Here is a 14,357-nt window from a genome sequence, read left to right as displayed (position 1 = left end):
AAATCCTCTTGGGCTGGGTCCCTGCAACATTGCGTCGGTCACGGTCCCGTCACCTCGCTGTCGGCCGACATCGCCATCACCCAGTACGCAAGAAGCCCCTGGGCTCCATCATGGAGCCCAGCCGCACTTCGGAGGACGTCAGGCCGCCACCGACTCCTCCCGCTCCTGCTCGGCCGCCGCTGTCAGCTTGGCCAACTCCGCTTCCGCCTCGGCCAGCTCCGCCTCCGTGGGCTCCAGCTCCGCATCGCCGTCCACGGCCTCCAGCGTCCCCTCGGGAGCCTTGGCCGGCTCGTCCGCCCCGGTCTCCGGCTCCTGCGACGCAACCTCCAGCTCGGGACGCACCTCCATCTGCTTCGCCTCGGACATCGCCTTCGCCTCGGACATCGCCACGGCCCGACTCAAGCGCACCCCAAGCGCTTCTTCATTGATCGACAGATCCGGAAGGTGCCGACCGGGGCGGCCTACGGCGTAGGCTCTGCCTGCCCGTTGGTATCCGGTTGCCGGTTTTGTTGCTGAGTTCTCGAATTGATCGCAGTCACGATATCGTTCGGTGACTGGACAGTAGCGAAAGAAGCCTCGTGCTCTTGGTTGAGGATGGCGAACAAGGCAGCTACAGTCTCTCTTGTCTTGTTCAGTGCATCCATTTTCTTTTCGGTCGCATTGCTGTTGATAATCTCTAGAAGGTTCAGCTCCCAGTCGCTGAGCGTCTCGGCCAGCAGGAGATTTTGGACCCGGAAAATTCCCCAGCTATCCCGCCATCCCCAGAATGAACTCAATGCAGCCGCCATGGAAATCAAGACGCTGACGGTGGCTTGAAGGGCGGTGTTGTTCTGGGTCTGCGGATACAAGAAAAGGAGTGGCAAGACCACTCCCAGGGTGACTTCTACGGCGCCGAATAGTCGAAACCAGAATATGGAGGCTCGCGACAAGAATCGAGATCGCTTCTGATGTGAGACGATGAGCCTTCTGATGATGTCGTCGCAATCAGGGAACTCTTGCTTGATTTGAGGATTCCATTCGAAGCTTCCCCTGTGCCCCGGCCGTGTTCTTCCTGGCATGCGCCCCCCTAGATCGGGGGGATTTTATGGTGAATTGAGATGACGAGGCATCAACTTCCGTCGCTTCGTTGTCACTTCGTGACGATCTGTGCGGTTCGGGATGGGTGATGGCGACGGATCCATCTCGCTGTAACATTGCTGCACTGGTGCATCACCGGTGTGGTCCGGCAGTGGAGATCAAAATAGGCGCCAAGCCCTCGCCCCGGTCCTACAGGCGGCCCGCAGTGTCGCGGGCACAGCAGTAGACCACAGCAACCACCGCGACCGCCGTCGATCACCAATGGTCTTCGATGGCCCTATGACCAGCGTCCTGGATCGTCGTGACCTTGTAGCCGGTAGTTCAGGCTGAAGAGGTCGCGTGCCACAGCCGTGCCAGATGCAGAGGTCAGCCACGGTCAAGACGGGTGGCTAGAGATCTTTAACGGCTGAGGTTACGGCGGTTGGAAGTCGAGCCCGGTCTTGGCGATGAGACCGTCGAGGTCGTCTGGGTCGAACAAGACCTGCCCTCTACACCCTCGCAGGCTCATGCCCTGCCTACCGCAGGCTAGTTCGTGAGAAACAGCGCGAGCGTGACCGCCGGCCATGCATGAGGGGTGGGGTGACATCAGTACCGCTGTCACCCCACCCCTTCCCCGTGCCTGCTGGGCGAGGCCCCGTACGGCAGCAAATGACTGCAGCGTCCCAAGCTGAGGTACCAGGCGCGTCGGCGAAGAGGAAGCCGTAGGGTGCGTCCATGGTGACTGCGACTGTCCGCGAGTGGAACGACGAGGAAGGGTGGGGCGTTCTCGACTCTCCGGATACCCCCGGCGGCTGCTTCGGCCATTACTCCGACATCCAGGCGCCCGGCTTCCGCACGCTGTCGCCCGGACAACAGGTCGACCTCACATGGGAAGCCCCTGGCTTCAAGCAGGACGGGTACGACTACCGCGCGGTAAGCATCGTGCCTCGGTCTGCCTGACTCAAGGAAGGAGCTGACATGAGTGACGTGTATGTGCCTGAGCGAGGAGACCGCTACCACCTCTACAAGGACTGCGCGGACCTGGGCTTCGGGCAACTGGGGAACACCGCCCAGGGACTCGGCACGCACAACGTCGCGCCGATGCCTCTCGACCAGGCGGAAGCGCTGAAAAAGACCCTCTGCCGAACCTGCCGCAAGACCGCTGCGCTACGCCCGTAGCTGCGCGCCACCCGGCTGGCGGCCGCAACTACGAGCTCACAAGCGGTGTTGCGTGGCTCCTGTCGGCCGGACGGCTTGGCTTGGTGTGCAGGGGGCTTGATGTCCAGCTCCTCGGCCTGACCGACCGGATGGTCCTTCGGTCCGTTCTGGTCGTGCCGCGTGCGTGCCACTACTTGGAGGAGTCCTGGGGCGGTTCGGGAACGGTCGTCGGGCCGAAGTGGCCCAGGCGAAAGGTGGTGGGGTGGGTCTGGCGGCGGCAGAGCCTGTCCGTGCGCAGTGCCGTCCAGTTACGGGCGCGCCGCGGAGTGCGGCGCGCCCAGGCCGCCGTTGAGGGGACCGCCGCGCCGCGCCCGTGTCAGCGCCGCGCCGCCCCCGTGTCAGCGCCGCGCCGCGTCCGCGCGTGTGCTCGTCACTGCCAGCAGCAGCACCGCCAGGATCTGGATGGCGACGACCACCTCGATCAGTACGGGGATCGAGTAGCCGTACAGGCCGCCGGTGAGTGCGCCGCCGGCCAGGCTCGCCGCGCCGATGACGCCGGCGAACAGGCCGTACGCGGTGGCCCGGCGGCCGCTGGGCACCAGGTCGGCGACCGTGGCGCGCAGGGTGGACTCCTGGATGCCCATGGCCGCGCCCCACACGAGCGAACCGGCGACCGCGACGGCGAGCGTGCCGGTGAACGCCAGGGCCGCGACGGCCGCCGTCAGCACCGGCAGCGCCACCAGCACGCGCGGGCCGTACCGGTCGTAGAGCCATCCCGTGGCCAGGGCCGCCACGGCGTCCACGGCCATCGCCGCCGCGTACAGCACCGGCACCCACGCGGCGCTGAGCAGGTGCCGTTGGACCAGGTGGTAGGAGAGCACGCCGAAGGTGGCGAAGCCGGTCGTGGTGGCCGCGGTGAAACCGGCGTAGGTCCAGAAGGCCCGCGGCAGCCGCACGTTCCGCGCGGCGGGCGGCGTGCTCGCGGCGGCTTCCGCCTCGCGTTCGTAGGCTTCCGGGTCCGGGACGCGGGCCCGCAGCCAGAACAGCAGGGCGAGTACGGCGATGCCGGGGACGGCGAGCACGCCGAGCGCGGGGCCGTAGTCGTTCCCGGTCAGCGCGAGAACGCCGGCCACGAGCAGGGGGCCGACCAGGGCGCCGATCTGGTCCAGCGCCTCGTGCACGGCGAAGCCGCGGCCCCGGCCGGTGACGGCGGTGGCGTGCGACAGCATCGCGTCCTTGGCCGGGGAGCGCACCGCCTTGCCGACCCGCTCGGCGACCACGAGCGCGCACGCCGCCCACAGCACGCCCACCACGCCCAGCAGCGGCACCGACGCGACCGTCAGCGCGTATCCGGCGATCGCCAGGCCCCAGAAGCGGCGGGTACGGTCCGCCAGCGGGCCGGACACCAGCCGCAGGCCGAACGCCGCCGCCTCCCCGGCGCCGGTGACGACACCGACCACCAGCGCGGACGCGCCCAGCGACGCCAGCAGCGGACCGGTGATCGAGCGGGCGCCCTCGTACACGAAGTCGGCGAGCAGGCTGACGGTCCCGAACCACACCACGAAACGCCACGGGCCCATCCGCACCGGCCGGTCCTCCCCCTGCGGTTCCGACTCCGGCTCCGGCTCGCGGCAAAGAGCCTGCTCCGGCTCCGGCTCGCGGGAAGGCTCCGGCTCCGGCGCCCGCTCTCCCGAAGACTCCGGCTCCCCGCAACGCTCCGGCTCCCCGGGCGAGCCCCGCCTCACGGCCGCACCGGCCCGCGGTGACGGTCGCGACCGTTCTCACCGGCGGAGACCGTCACCCGCAGGGCGCTGCCCGCCAGCCTCGTCACCGCTGCCTCCTGATTCCGGGGATACGCGTGTCGTGAACAACGTCCGCCCGCCCACCAGCTTCCGCGCCGCCTCACAGGTTCACCAGCTTCCGCGCGACCTCACGTGTTGACCAGCCTCCCCGCATCCGCCGCCCACGTCGAGAACGCCGTCAGTCCCGCTCCGGAGCCGACCGCCGCCACGCCGCGTCGGCCAGCAGGCGCAGGCCGTTGAGGCCGACGATGACGGTGGAGCCCTCGTGGCCGGCGACGCCGAGTGGCAGGGGCAGGGTGCCGGTGAGGTCCCAGAGGACGAGGCCGGTGATGAACACCGCGGCGATGACCAGGTTCTGCACGACCAGGCGGCGCGCGCGGCGGGAGAGGCGTACGAGCGTGGGGATGGCGGCCAGTTCGTCGCGGACCACGACCGCGTCGGCGGTCTCCAGGGCGAGGTCGGAGCCGGCGCGGCCCATCGCGACGCCGGTGTGGGCGGCGGCGAGCGCGGGGGCGTCGTTGACGCCGTCGCCGACCACCAGCACCTTGCGTCCGGCGCGCTCCAGCTCCCGTACGGCGGCCACCTTGTCCTGGGGCAGCAGTCCGGCGCGGACGTCGGTGATGCCGGCCTCGGCGGCGAGCCGGGCCGCGGCGCGGGCGTTGTCGCCGGTGACCAGCACCGGGGCCGTGCCGGTCAGCTCGCCGAGGGCGGAGACGGTGGTGACGGCCTCCTCGCGGAGCCGGTCGGCCAGGCCGAGGACTCCGGCCGGTGCGCCGTCGAGGACGACCAGTACGGCCGTACGGCCCTCCCGCTCGAGAGCGGCGGCCACGGCTCCCGCCGGGTGGCCGGTGCGGTCGTGCGGGACGCGGGCGGGGCTGCCGACCGCGACGGTACGGCCCTGCACCGTGGCGCGTACGCCGGCGCCCGGGGTGGCGGCGAAGTCGTCCGCCGGCGGGACGTCCAGGCGCCGGCGGCGGGCGGCGTCCACGATCGCGCGGGCCAGCGGGTGCTCGCTGGGGTGCTCGGCCGCGGCCGCCAACCGCAGCACGTCCTCCTCCGTGAGGCCGGAGCCGGGCAGCGGACGGATGTCGGTCACCCGCGGGGTGCCTTCGGTGAGCGTGCCGGTCTTGTCCAGGGCGACGGCGTCCACCTCCCCCAGGCGCTCCATGACCACCGCCGATTTGACCAGCACGCCGTGGCGGCCGGCGTTGGCGATGGCGGACAGCAGCGGCGGCATGGTGGCCAGCACGACGGCACAGGGCGAGGCGACGATCATGAAGGTCATCGCGCGGAGCAGGGTGGACCGCAGGTCGGCGCCGAGCAGCAGGGGCACGGTGAACAGGAGGACGGTGGCGGCGACCATGCCGAGGCTGTAGCGCTGTTCGACCTTCTCGATGAACAGCTGGGTGGGGGCCTTGGTCTCGGATGCCTCCTCCACGAGGGCCACGATCCGGGCGATCACCGAGTCGGACGGGTCGCGGTCGACCCGCACGCGCAGCGCGCCGGTTCCGTTCAGGGTGCCGGCGAACACCTCGTCGCCGGCCTGCTTGGCCGCGGGCAGCGGTTCGCCGGTGATCGTGGCCTGGTCGACGTCGCTGGTCCCGTCCAGCACCCGGCCGTCGGCGCCGATGCGCTCACCGGGCCGGACCAGGATGACGTCGCCCACCGCGAGTTGCCGGCCGGGGATCGTCTCCTCGGTGCCGTCGTCCGCGATGCGGGTCGCCGTGGCGGGGGCGAGGTCGAGCAGGCCGCGCACGGAGTCGGCGGTGCGGGCGGTGGCGACCGCCTCCAGGGCGCCGGAGGTGGCGAAGATGACGATCAGCAGCGCACCGTCCAGGACCTGCCCGATCGCCGCCGCCCCGAGCGCGGCGACCACCATCAGCAGGTCCACGTCCAGGGTCTTCTCGCGCAGCGCCCGAAGGCCCGCCCAGCCCGGCTCCCAGCCGCCGGTGGCGTAGACGGCCGCGAGGAGCGGACCCCACGTCCAGGCCGGCGCCCCGGCCGACCGCAGCGGCAGCGCGATCAGGAACAGCACCAGTGCCGCGGCGGCCCACCGCGCCTCGGGCAGCGCGAAGACGCGGGTACGGCGCCGGGGCGCCACGGTCTCGCGGGCGGCACGGGGCGGCGCCGGGCGGGTGAGTGTGGATGACATCGGCAGGGGGTCCTTCACCGTGGGCGGACGCGATCAGGTCGGAACCCCACCACCGTAACAGGAACGCTTGAAGAGGCATTCATGTGTTCATACGTGGTGCCGTACGATGGGCGCATGGGTCATGGAGCCGCACCGCCCGCCGGAAGCGTCCCGCGCAGGCGACTGGACGCCGACAGCGCCGCCAAGGTCGCCACGACGCTCCAGGCGCTGGCCACCCCCTCGCGGCTGCTCATCCTCGCCCGCCTGCGCGAAGGGCCCCTGCCCGCGACCGAACTGGCCGCCGAGGTCGGCATGGAACAGTCCGCGTGCTCCCACCAGTTGCGCCTGCTGCGCAACCTCGGACTGGTCGTCGGCACCCGGAAGGGCCGCTCGGTCGTGTACTCGCTGTACGACAACCACGTCGCCGAACTCATCGACCAGGCCATCTACCACGTCGAGCATCTCCGCCTCGGCCTGACCGACGCGACCGCCGTCACCGCCGACACCGAGCCGGAAGAGGCCGCCGTCCCGAGCGCGTGAGCGTGCCGGACGACGATCACCCGCGCCCGCGCACCCGCAGGCGCACCCGCAACTACGACGTCAGCCGGTCCGCCTCGCGTCGGCTGGCAGGCGCTTGACCACCGCGTCACCGCATGCGGCCGCCTGCACGTAGAACGCCCTCAGCTCCTGGTGCGCCGCGGCGAACGCGGCCCAGGTCTCGGGCTCCGCGGGGGCGCCGCCGTAGCGCGGGAGCAGGTCCTCGCGGGCGACGTCCCACAGCGTCTCGAAGTCGGCGGCGCTCAGGAACCCGGCGACCCGGCGGGTCTGGGCGGCCGTCAGCACCAGCAGGCGCGGCTGGTGCCGGTCGCGGGGGAACACGGGCCGGCCGCCGAGCACCACCTGGGTGTGGGGCCGGTCCTCGGTGCGCCGCGGGTGGGTTCCGGCGTAGAGGAGCTCCTGGTCCAGGTAGCGCTCGTCCAGCACCTCCTCGCGGTGCCGGCCGTCCGGGTGCCGGACGGTCCCGCCGCCCTCCTCGAACTGCCGTTCCAGCCAGGTCGCGCTGTTGCGCAGGGCCGGGGGCGGCACCGCGCGCAGACGGAGATAGGCACTCATGCCCAAGGCAGCGCACGGCGGCGGTGAGGCGTCACGCGGTCGTGATCGCCGGAGCGGCCGGAACCCGTGCAGTGGGCGGGTTCCCGGCCGCCCCGTCCCTCGCCGGGCCGCCCACGGGGGAGTCGGCGGCGCGGAGGGGGCCTGTGCAACCGGCGTAGGGCGGGCGCCCGGCTTCGAGCCCGCGCGCCACCCCGTACCGGCACTGGGTCAGCGCACGGCCGTCGGGAAACGTCACCTGGCGGGGTGCGCCGAACCGCACCGGGTCGCGGCGTCGCCGGCCGCGCGGCGGGGCTCGGGTGGTGCCGTGCGCCGGTAACGGACCGCAGAGCCACGCCGGTTCGCTTCGCGTTCGCGACCGGACTGGTCCGGCACACGACACAACCCGAGCGGAGCGTGCGCCGACAAGAGGCCGCCGGACCACGTCAGTTCGCTCGCACGACACGACCCGGGCGGTGCCATGCGCCCGTAACGGACCGCCGGGCCGGGCCGGTTGGCTCGGGCGGCGCCATGAAGGGAGGCCAGTATGGGGCGACGGGCGGGGCGGTTGGCCGGCGTGATGCCGTAAAGGGCGGGCGGGACGTTGTGACACTTCTGTGACGGCAGACGCTGTGCAGCATGGGGGCCGTCGATGCGACCGGAGCGCGGCGGACGGCACGGATCCGCTTTGAACCCGGTGCGAACGAGGACAGTCTTGGGCCAGGTACGACAACCCGGGCGCGTACGTGCGCACGACGGGGAGTTGGGCGCTGCGGTCGCGCGGGCCCAGGACGGGGACGAGGCCGCCTTCGCGGTGGCGTACCGGATCGTGCAGCCCGGCCTGCTCGGCTATCTGCACGGGCTGGTCGGCGACGACGCCGAGGACGTGGCCTCCGACGCCTGGCTGGAGATAGCCCGCGACCTCGGACGCTTCAAGGGGGACGGCGCCGGCTTCCGGGGCTGGACCGCGACCATCGCCCGGCACCGGGCCCTGGACCACCTGCGCCGCCGGCGCGCCCGCCCCCGGCCCGGCGGCACCGAACAGGACGTGCTGCATCTGCCCGCCCCGCAGAACACGTACGACCAGGCCCTGGAGTCCCTCTCCACCGAGCAGGCCCTGGCCCTGGTCCGCGCGCTGCCCCGGGAGCAGGCGGAGGCGGTGCTCCTGCGCGTCGTCGTGGGCCTGGACGGACCCGCCGCCGCACGCGTCCTCGGCAAGCGCCCGGGAGCCGTGCGCACGGCCGCCCACCGGGGCCTCAAACGCCTCGCCCGCCAGCTGGGCGTCGGCGGCGAGGCGGACGCGGGTGTGACGGATGGGACTCCCCGAACGCTGGGGGAGTGGACGTGAACGACGCGGACGGCGGAAGACGGCCGGAAGCCGCCGGGCACGCCGCATCGACGCGTACGAACGCACCGACGCATACGAACGCACCGGAACGCGCGGAAAGCATCGGAACGCATCCGGGCGCATCCGAGCGGATCGGAACGCCTCGAAGCAGATCAGAACGCATGGGAACGGTCGGACAGGGACGGGAAACGGGCATGGGTGAACGACTGAGCGGCGACGGAGCACCGGTCCGTCACCGGCAGGTGCACCCCGGCGGCACCAGGTCCGGCCCGTCGGGCGCGCAGGACGCCGCCGCGCTGGAAACGGTGCTGGGCGCCGCGCTGCGCACGGACCGCCTCGACCCCGAGGCCGAGCAGCGGGCCCTGACCGCGTTCCGTGCCGCCGGCCATCGGGCGGGCGCGCGCCGGGCACGCACCCGGCGCCGGGACGACTGGCGGCCGCGCGAGGAACGGCGGCTGCGGCGCCCGGTCCGGATGACGTTCGGCGTGGTGTTCGCCAGCCTCGCCCTGGGCGGAGTCGCGGTCGCGGCCATCGAGCACGCGGGATCGCCCGGCCACGGCGCGGGTACCGCCACCAAGGCCGCGCACCGTCCGGCGGTGGCCGCCGGCCGGCCGGACGGTACCGCCTCGCCGTCGTCCTCCGGCGGCCCGGGACCGACCGGCCGCCCCTCCCCCGCCCAGGACACCGAAGCCCACTGCCGTGCCTACGAGCAGGTCGCCGGGCGGGGCAAGGCGCTCGCTTCCACGGCCTGGCAGCAGCTCGTCACCGCCGCCGGCGGAGAGGACAAGGTCGCCGCGTACTGCTCCCGGCAGTTGGCGCGCGCGACGGCCAAGCCGGAGAAACCGGCCGGCACGGGCGCCCCCGGCAGGCGCGCCGCGAACTCCACCAGCGGCAACACGGCCAGGAAGCCCGGCGACCCGGGCGGCGGAACCTCCGGCGGCGGAACGGGCGCCGACCCCGGCGGCACCCACGCCACGACCGGAAGCGGGAGCGGCCGAACCAGCGAGGGAGCCGCCCCCAACAGCACCGGCACCGGCGGAAAGAGCAGCGGCAGGCACCGTTAGGCCCGCCGCCGTACCGGCAAACCGCACCCACCCCCGCGGCGCCCGGCGCCACGCGCCCGGTGGCCGACCGCAGACGCCGTGCGGGCAACCTGTTCGGCGCAGGGCGTCACACCTGGGCTGCGTCTGGAATGCCGGTTATAGGGGCTGTCGGTACGTTCGTTGCAGATCGGTCGTCCGGCCGACGTCCGCCGAGACAGAGGTAACTGACATGCCCTCGCGTACTTTCGCCGTGGTCGGCGCCGGAGCCGGCGCGACCGTCCTCGCAGCCGCCGGCCTCACCTACGCCCTGACCGCCGGATCGGCTCCGGCATCCGCGTCCGTCCACCAGGCGGCCGCACCCGCCCACCGTGCGGCGGCCCCGCACGTGCGCCCCGCGGCCAAGCCCGCGCAACCGGTGGCCAAGCCCGTGCAACGGCCCGCTCCCGCCACGGCCCCCCAGGACGGCATGGGTTCCGGCGGGCGGAACGAGGGGCACGACGGCGGCGGACGCGGCCACGGGCACCGTGAATACGGGCGGATCTACTTCAACGAACGCGTCTACCCCGCCGTCGTCGACGGCTGCATCACCGCGGCGAGCGGCTTCGGCGCGAACAGCTTCAGCGTCTTCAACGACAGCCGGCGCACCGTCGAGGTCTTCCGGGGCTTCTCCTGCGACAACGGCGCCCCGGTGGCCGTCGTCGGCCCCCACGGCCGCACCTATGGCGTGGTGCCCCGCACGGACCACGGGGGCGAGTTCGGCGAGGACGGCGGCGTGTTGGCCCGCGCGGGCCTGTTCGACGACGGCGTCGCGGGCAGCTTCCGCGTGGTCGGCGGCCCTTACGACTGGTGACGGCGCCACGCCCGGCCTCGAACAGCGCCGGCCGCGCCCCGCGCCGTCAGTCCCGGTCGAGGCCGGGCTGGATCTCGACCGTGAAGACCGCGTCCTCCGGGCCGGTGCCCTCCTCGTCCTCCCAGACGATGACCCGTACGTGCTTCTGGCCGGCCCCGCGGCGGTCCCACTCGGACACCAGGTCGGTGACGACGAGGGCGGCGACGTACTCGGCGTCCTCGCCCGGGCCGTCGGTGGTGACGGTCCCCCGCCACCGCTGCGGATCGTCGCCGTAGGGCCGCCAGCCCTCGGAGCCGTGCGGCTCCTCCACCCGGTACGCCCAGTCCGTCTCGGTGCTCATGACCCGATCCTGTCACTCCCGGCGAGGGCCCGGTGACCGGCCGGCACCCGCTCGGTGTCCGGACGCACGTCCGGACCGGTGTCAGGAGGCATGGCCGAACCCGCCCGCGTGGACGACGCGCCCGTGCCGGTGGCGCCGGTGGCTGTCGGGCTCGCGGTGGAGGGCGACGAGCGCCGCGTCGTCGTCGAGGCGCCCACGGGTGTGGGCGAGCAGGTCGCGCCTGATGTGGTGCAGCAGCGACTCCGGGCCGGCACTGTCCCAGTGGGCGGCCCGCGCCTCGAAGGGATAGAAGCCGCCCTCGGGATCGCGGGCCTCGATCACGCCGTCCGTGTAGAGCAGCAGGGTGTCGCCGGGCTCGAAGGGCGTCACGTCGATGGTGTACGCCTCCGGTCCCTTCTCCGTGATGCCCAGGGGCGGCGCCGGGGTCAGGCCGGGGACGGTCAGGCCGCTGCCGGGGCTGAGCAGCAGCGGGGGCGGATGGCCGCAGCTGATCATGCGGACGGTGTTGTCGTCGTCGGGGATCTCCAGCAGCAGGGTGGTGGCGAAGCGTTCGCCGGCCTCGGCGGGCGGCTCGAAGTCGGCCAGGTAGCGGATCACGCTCTGCTCCAGAGTGGCGGCCAGATCGGGGAGCGTGGCGTGCCGGTGGGCCGCTTCCCGGAAGGCCCCGAGCAGCAGGGCGGACTCCCCGATGGCGGACAGGCCCTTGCCCCGTACGTCCCCGATCATGATGCGCACGCCCCCGGGGACGCGGGTGGCGGCGTACAGGTCGCCGCCGATCTGCGCCTCGTCCTCGGCGGCCAGGTACAGGCAGGCGATCCGCAGGGTGCCCATCCGCTCCGGCAGCGGCCACAGCAGCCCGTGCTGCGCGGCCTCGGCGACCGAGCGGACCTGGGCCAGCTCGCGCCTGTGCCGCTCGCGGACCAGGCAGAAGAACACGACGAGGGCGGACAGCACCGCGAGGGCGAGGATCTGGACCAGCACGTTGCGCGAGAACAGCACGCCGAAGTGCCAGCCGATGTACGCCTGCGCCGCCACTGTCAGGACGCCGATCAGCGTGGTGAGCCGGGGACCGGCGAAGGAGGCGGTGATCGCGGGGGCGATCACCAGGAGCGGGCCGAGATGGATGTCCGCCGGGACCAGTTGGTCCACCGCCGTGATGACCACGATGAGCACGATCGGGATCAGCAGCAGCGCGTGGCTGGACTGCCGCAGCTGCCGTACATCAGCCAAGCCGTGTCCGGCCTTCACGCCTTCCACAGTGCCACCGCCCGCGACAGCTGACGACCCGGTCGGTTTTTGACGCAACCATGACGCTCGGAGCCGCATCCGTTCGGTCCCCTCCGGTGTCCTTCCCCGTGTCCGTGCCGTTGCGAGGAATGGAGTGCCATGGAAGGCACCGTGGTGGCGGTCGTCGTGCTGGCGCTGTTGGCGCTGCTCGTGCTGAAGAGCGGTATGCGCGTGGTCAACCAGGTGGAGCGCGGTGTCGTGTTCCGGTGGGGCAAGGCCCTGCCGGAGTACCGGCAGCCGGGCATCACCTTCCTGATCCCCTTCGCCGACCGCATGCGCAAGGTGAACGTGCAGGTCGTGACCATGCCGGTGCCCACCCAGGAGGGCATCACCAGGGACAACGTCTCGGTCAAGGTCGACGCGGTGGTCTACTTCCGGGTGACCGATCCGGTGCGCGCGGCCATCGAGGTCCAGGACTACGTCTTCGCCGTCGGGCAGGTCGCCCAGTCCTCGCTGCGGTCGATCATCGGCAAGAGCGATCTGGACGACCTGCTCAGCGACCGGGAGCGGTTGCACGAAGGGCTGGCGCTGATGATCGACAGCCCGGCCGCCGGATGGGGCATCCACATCGACCGGGTCGAGATCAAGGACGTCCAGCTGCCCGAGTCGCTGAAGCGGTCCATGTCCCGGCAGGCCGAGGCCGAGCGGGAGCGCCGGGCCCGGGTCATCACCGCCGACGGCGAGTTCCAGGCCGCGCAGCAGCTCGCCAACGCCTCCAGGATCATGGCCGACACCCCCGAGGCCATGCAGCTCAGGCTCCTGCAGACCGTCGTCGAGGTCGCCGCCGAGAAGAACTCGACCCTCGTGATGCCCTTCCCCGTCGAGCTGCTGCGCTACTTCGACCGTGCCGTGCAGAAGATCGACGCCGGCCTCAGCGCGCCCCGGCCGACTCAGCCGGCCCAGCCGGCCCAGCCGGCCCAGCCGACTCCGGCCCCGGCCCCGGCCCCGGACGCGGCCCAGCCGACTCCGGCCCCGGCTCCGGACGCGGCTCAGCCGGTTCCGGCCCCGGCCGAGCAGGCGCAGCCCCAGCCGCCGCTTCCGGTGCAGGAGAGCGCCGGCCCGCGATAGCCAGCGACAGGGTCACGCAGACCGAGCCCGCCGCCATCACGGTCATCCCGGCGGCGGGCGAGGTGAGCTGGGCCACCGTGCCGGCCAGCGCGGCGCTCACGCCCTGCATGGTCAGCATGCCGGACGAGTGCAGCCCCAGCGCCTGCCCGGCCAGTTCGTCCGGGGTCAGGTCCATCAGGCGCTCCTGCTGGACCAGGCTCGCGCCGAAGCCCGCCGAGGCGACCGTCACGCACACCGCCGCCACCGGCAGCGGCGGGTGCGCGCCGAACGCCAGGTACGGCGTCGCCAGCAGAAGCAGCAGCGGGGTGGCCAGCCGGCGCCGTACCGCGCGCGGCAGCAGCCGGCCCACCGTCACGTCCCCGGCGAACATGCCGAACGCCCCGCAGGCGAACAGGGTGCCGGCCGCGTGCGGAGCGTACGGCACGTACAGCGACTCGCAGCCGACGACCAGGCCGTTGGGCAGCCACAGGCCCAGGTAGGTGAGGCGGCGCGGGCGGGAGGACCACAGCAGGGCGTTGGTGCGCCAGGTCGCCGCGGGGGACGTACGGCCCGCCGTCCTCGGGGGCCGGGCGGACAGGCCGAACCGCAGCGTCAGGGCGGCCAGCAGATACAGCACTGCCGACAGCAGCAGGCAGACGCGCGGGGAGAGCACGCCGAGCAGCGCGCCGCCGGTGGCGGACCCGGCGATCTGCATCAGCCCGCTCATCATGTTGAACAGCGAACGCCCCGGCAGATAGCCGCCCCCGGCGAGGATCTCGTTCAGCAGGCCCCAGCGGACCCCGCCGCCGAGGGAGGCCACGAGCCCGAGGACCAGCAGGACGCCGAAGACCGCGCCGACCGGCAGGCCGGGCAGCGCCTGCACCGCCGTACCGGCCGCGAAGGTCAGCGCGATCGCGGACAGCGCCGTACGCGGGGGCAGCCGGTCGGCGCCCGAGAGCAGGACGGTCGCGCCCAGCACCTGGGCGAGGGAGGGGCCGAACATGCTCACCGCCGACAGCAGCGGCGAGCCGGTCGCCCGGTACACGAGCGTGCCCAGGGCCAGCCCGCCGACGGTCTGCGCGGCGGTCTGCGCGGCCGCGCCGAGGAAGAGCGGGGTGAACTCCGGTGTGCGGAACAGGGATCGGTAGCCGGTCATGCCGGGGAGTCTCGGCCGGGGCCGCCGGGCCCGGTTATTGTTTCGCGGCA

General features: G+C 72.7%; 14 protein-coding genes and 1 pseudogene. 7 read left to right on the top strand and 8 right to left on the bottom strand.

Going from position 1 to position 14,357, the window contains the following annotated elements:
* Window positions 1–138 precede the first annotated feature (138 nt).
* Both OG956_RS19970 and OG956_RS19965 read right to left on the bottom strand, forming a co-directional pair.
* Window positions 139–390 carry a hypothetical protein gene (locus OG956_RS19970; protein ID WP_330339338.1) on the bottom strand — a complete coding sequence of 84 codons (252 nt, stop codon included), beginning with the start codon at window positions 388–390 and terminating at the stop codon, window positions 139–141.
* Window positions 391–461: 71 nt separating this feature from the next.
* Entirely contained in the window at window positions 462–1,058 is a 597-nt protein-coding gene (locus OG956_RS19965; protein WP_330339337.1) for a hypothetical protein, read from the bottom strand.
* Window positions 1,059–1,791: 733 nt separating this feature from the next.
* Here OG956_RS19965 and OG956_RS19960 point away from each other — a divergent pair.
* Together OG956_RS19960 and OG956_RS19955 are read left to right on the top strand one after the other, a co-directional pair.
* A complete protein-coding gene (locus OG956_RS19960; RefSeq protein WP_330339336.1) occupies window positions 1,792–2,016 on the top strand; it encodes a cold-shock protein in 225 nt (74 codons plus the stop codon).
* An 18-nt stretch (window positions 2,017–2,034) separates the two neighbouring features.
* Window positions 2,035–2,235, top strand: coding sequence for a hypothetical protein (locus OG956_RS19955; RefSeq protein ID WP_330339335.1), 201 nt, complete (start codon window positions 2,035–2,037; stop codon window positions 2,233–2,235).
* A 377-nt stretch (window positions 2,236–2,612) separates the two neighbouring features.
* Here the strand turns inward: OG956_RS19955 and OG956_RS19950 are convergent, their stop codons facing one another.
* Complete coding sequence (locus tag OG956_RS19950) at window positions 2,613–3,794, bottom strand: MFS transporter (protein ID WP_330342891.1); 1,182 nt, start codon at window positions 3,792–3,794, stop codon at window positions 2,613–2,615.
* 400 nt (window positions 3,795–4,194) lie between these two features.
* Window positions 4,195–6,168: a heavy metal translocating P-type ATPase gene (locus OG956_RS19945; RefSeq protein ID WP_330339334.1), complete on the bottom strand. Its 1,974-nt coding sequence runs from the start codon at window positions 6,166–6,168 to the stop codon at window positions 4,195–4,197.
* A gap of 114 nt (window positions 6,169–6,282) precedes the next feature.
* On the opposite strand from OG956_RS19945, the gene OG956_RS19940 reads away from it, so the two are divergent.
* A complete protein-coding gene (locus tag OG956_RS19940) occupies window positions 6,283–6,687 on the top strand; it encodes an ArsR/SmtB family transcription factor (protein WP_330339333.1) in 405 nt (134 codons plus the stop codon).
* A gap of 60 nt (window positions 6,688–6,747) precedes the next feature.
* On the opposite strand, the gene OG956_RS19935 is transcribed toward OG956_RS19940, so the two are convergent.
* Window positions 6,748–7,260, bottom strand: coding sequence for a DUF1877 family protein (locus OG956_RS19935; RefSeq protein WP_330339332.1), 513 nt, complete (start codon window positions 7,258–7,260; stop codon window positions 6,748–6,750).
* 691 nt (window positions 7,261–7,951) lie between these two features.
* Between OG956_RS19935 and OG956_RS19930 the strand changes: the two genes are divergently transcribed.
* The 3 genes from OG956_RS19930 (at window position 7,952) to OG956_RS19920 (ending at window position 10,477) form a co-directional block, all read left to right on the top strand.
* Entirely contained in the window at window positions 7,952–8,584 is a 633-nt protein-coding gene (locus tag OG956_RS19930; RefSeq protein WP_330339331.1) for an RNA polymerase sigma factor, read from the top strand.
* A 194-nt stretch (window positions 8,585–8,778) separates the two neighbouring features.
* A complete protein-coding gene (locus tag OG956_RS19925; protein ID WP_330339330.1) occupies window positions 8,779–9,648 on the top strand; it encodes a hypothetical protein in 870 nt (289 codons plus the stop codon).
* Window positions 9,649–9,856: 208 nt separating this feature from the next.
* Entirely contained in the window at window positions 9,857–10,477 is a 621-nt protein-coding gene (locus tag OG956_RS19920) for a hypothetical protein (protein ID WP_330339329.1), read from the top strand.
* A gap of 46 nt (window positions 10,478–10,523) precedes the next feature.
* Here the strand turns inward: OG956_RS19920 and OG956_RS19915 are convergent, their stop codons facing one another.
* Both OG956_RS19915 and OG956_RS19910 read right to left on the bottom strand, forming a co-directional pair.
* A complete protein-coding gene (locus OG956_RS19915; RefSeq protein WP_330339328.1) occupies window positions 10,524–10,817 on the bottom strand; it encodes a hypothetical protein in 294 nt (97 codons plus the stop codon).
* Between the two features lie 81 nt (window positions 10,818–10,898).
* Window positions 10,899–12,065, bottom strand: coding sequence for a PP2C family protein-serine/threonine phosphatase (locus OG956_RS19910; RefSeq protein ID WP_330339327.1), 1,167 nt, complete (start codon window positions 12,063–12,065; stop codon window positions 10,899–10,901).
* A gap of 138 nt (window positions 12,066–12,203) precedes the next feature.
* Here OG956_RS19910 and OG956_RS19905 point away from each other — a divergent pair.
* Window positions 12,204–12,728 (top strand): annotated as a pseudogene (locus OG956_RS19905) (SPFH domain-containing protein); the annotation flags it as partial.
* Between the two features lie 247 nt (window positions 12,729–12,975).
* Here OG956_RS19905 and OG956_RS19900 read toward each other — a convergent pair.
* Window positions 12,976–14,307, bottom strand: a complete 1,332-nt coding sequence (locus OG956_RS19900) for an MFS transporter (protein ID WP_330339326.1) — start codon at window positions 14,305–14,307, stop codon at window positions 12,976–12,978.
* Window positions 14,308–14,357 lie beyond the last annotated feature (50 nt).

The organism is Streptomyces sp. NBC_00557 (genome assembly GCF_036345995.1).
In the GTDB taxonomy this organism is placed as follows: domain Bacteria; phylum Actinomycetota; class Actinomycetes; order Streptomycetales; family Streptomycetaceae; genus Streptomyces.
This window is presented reverse-complemented; position numbering and strand designations above follow the sequence as displayed.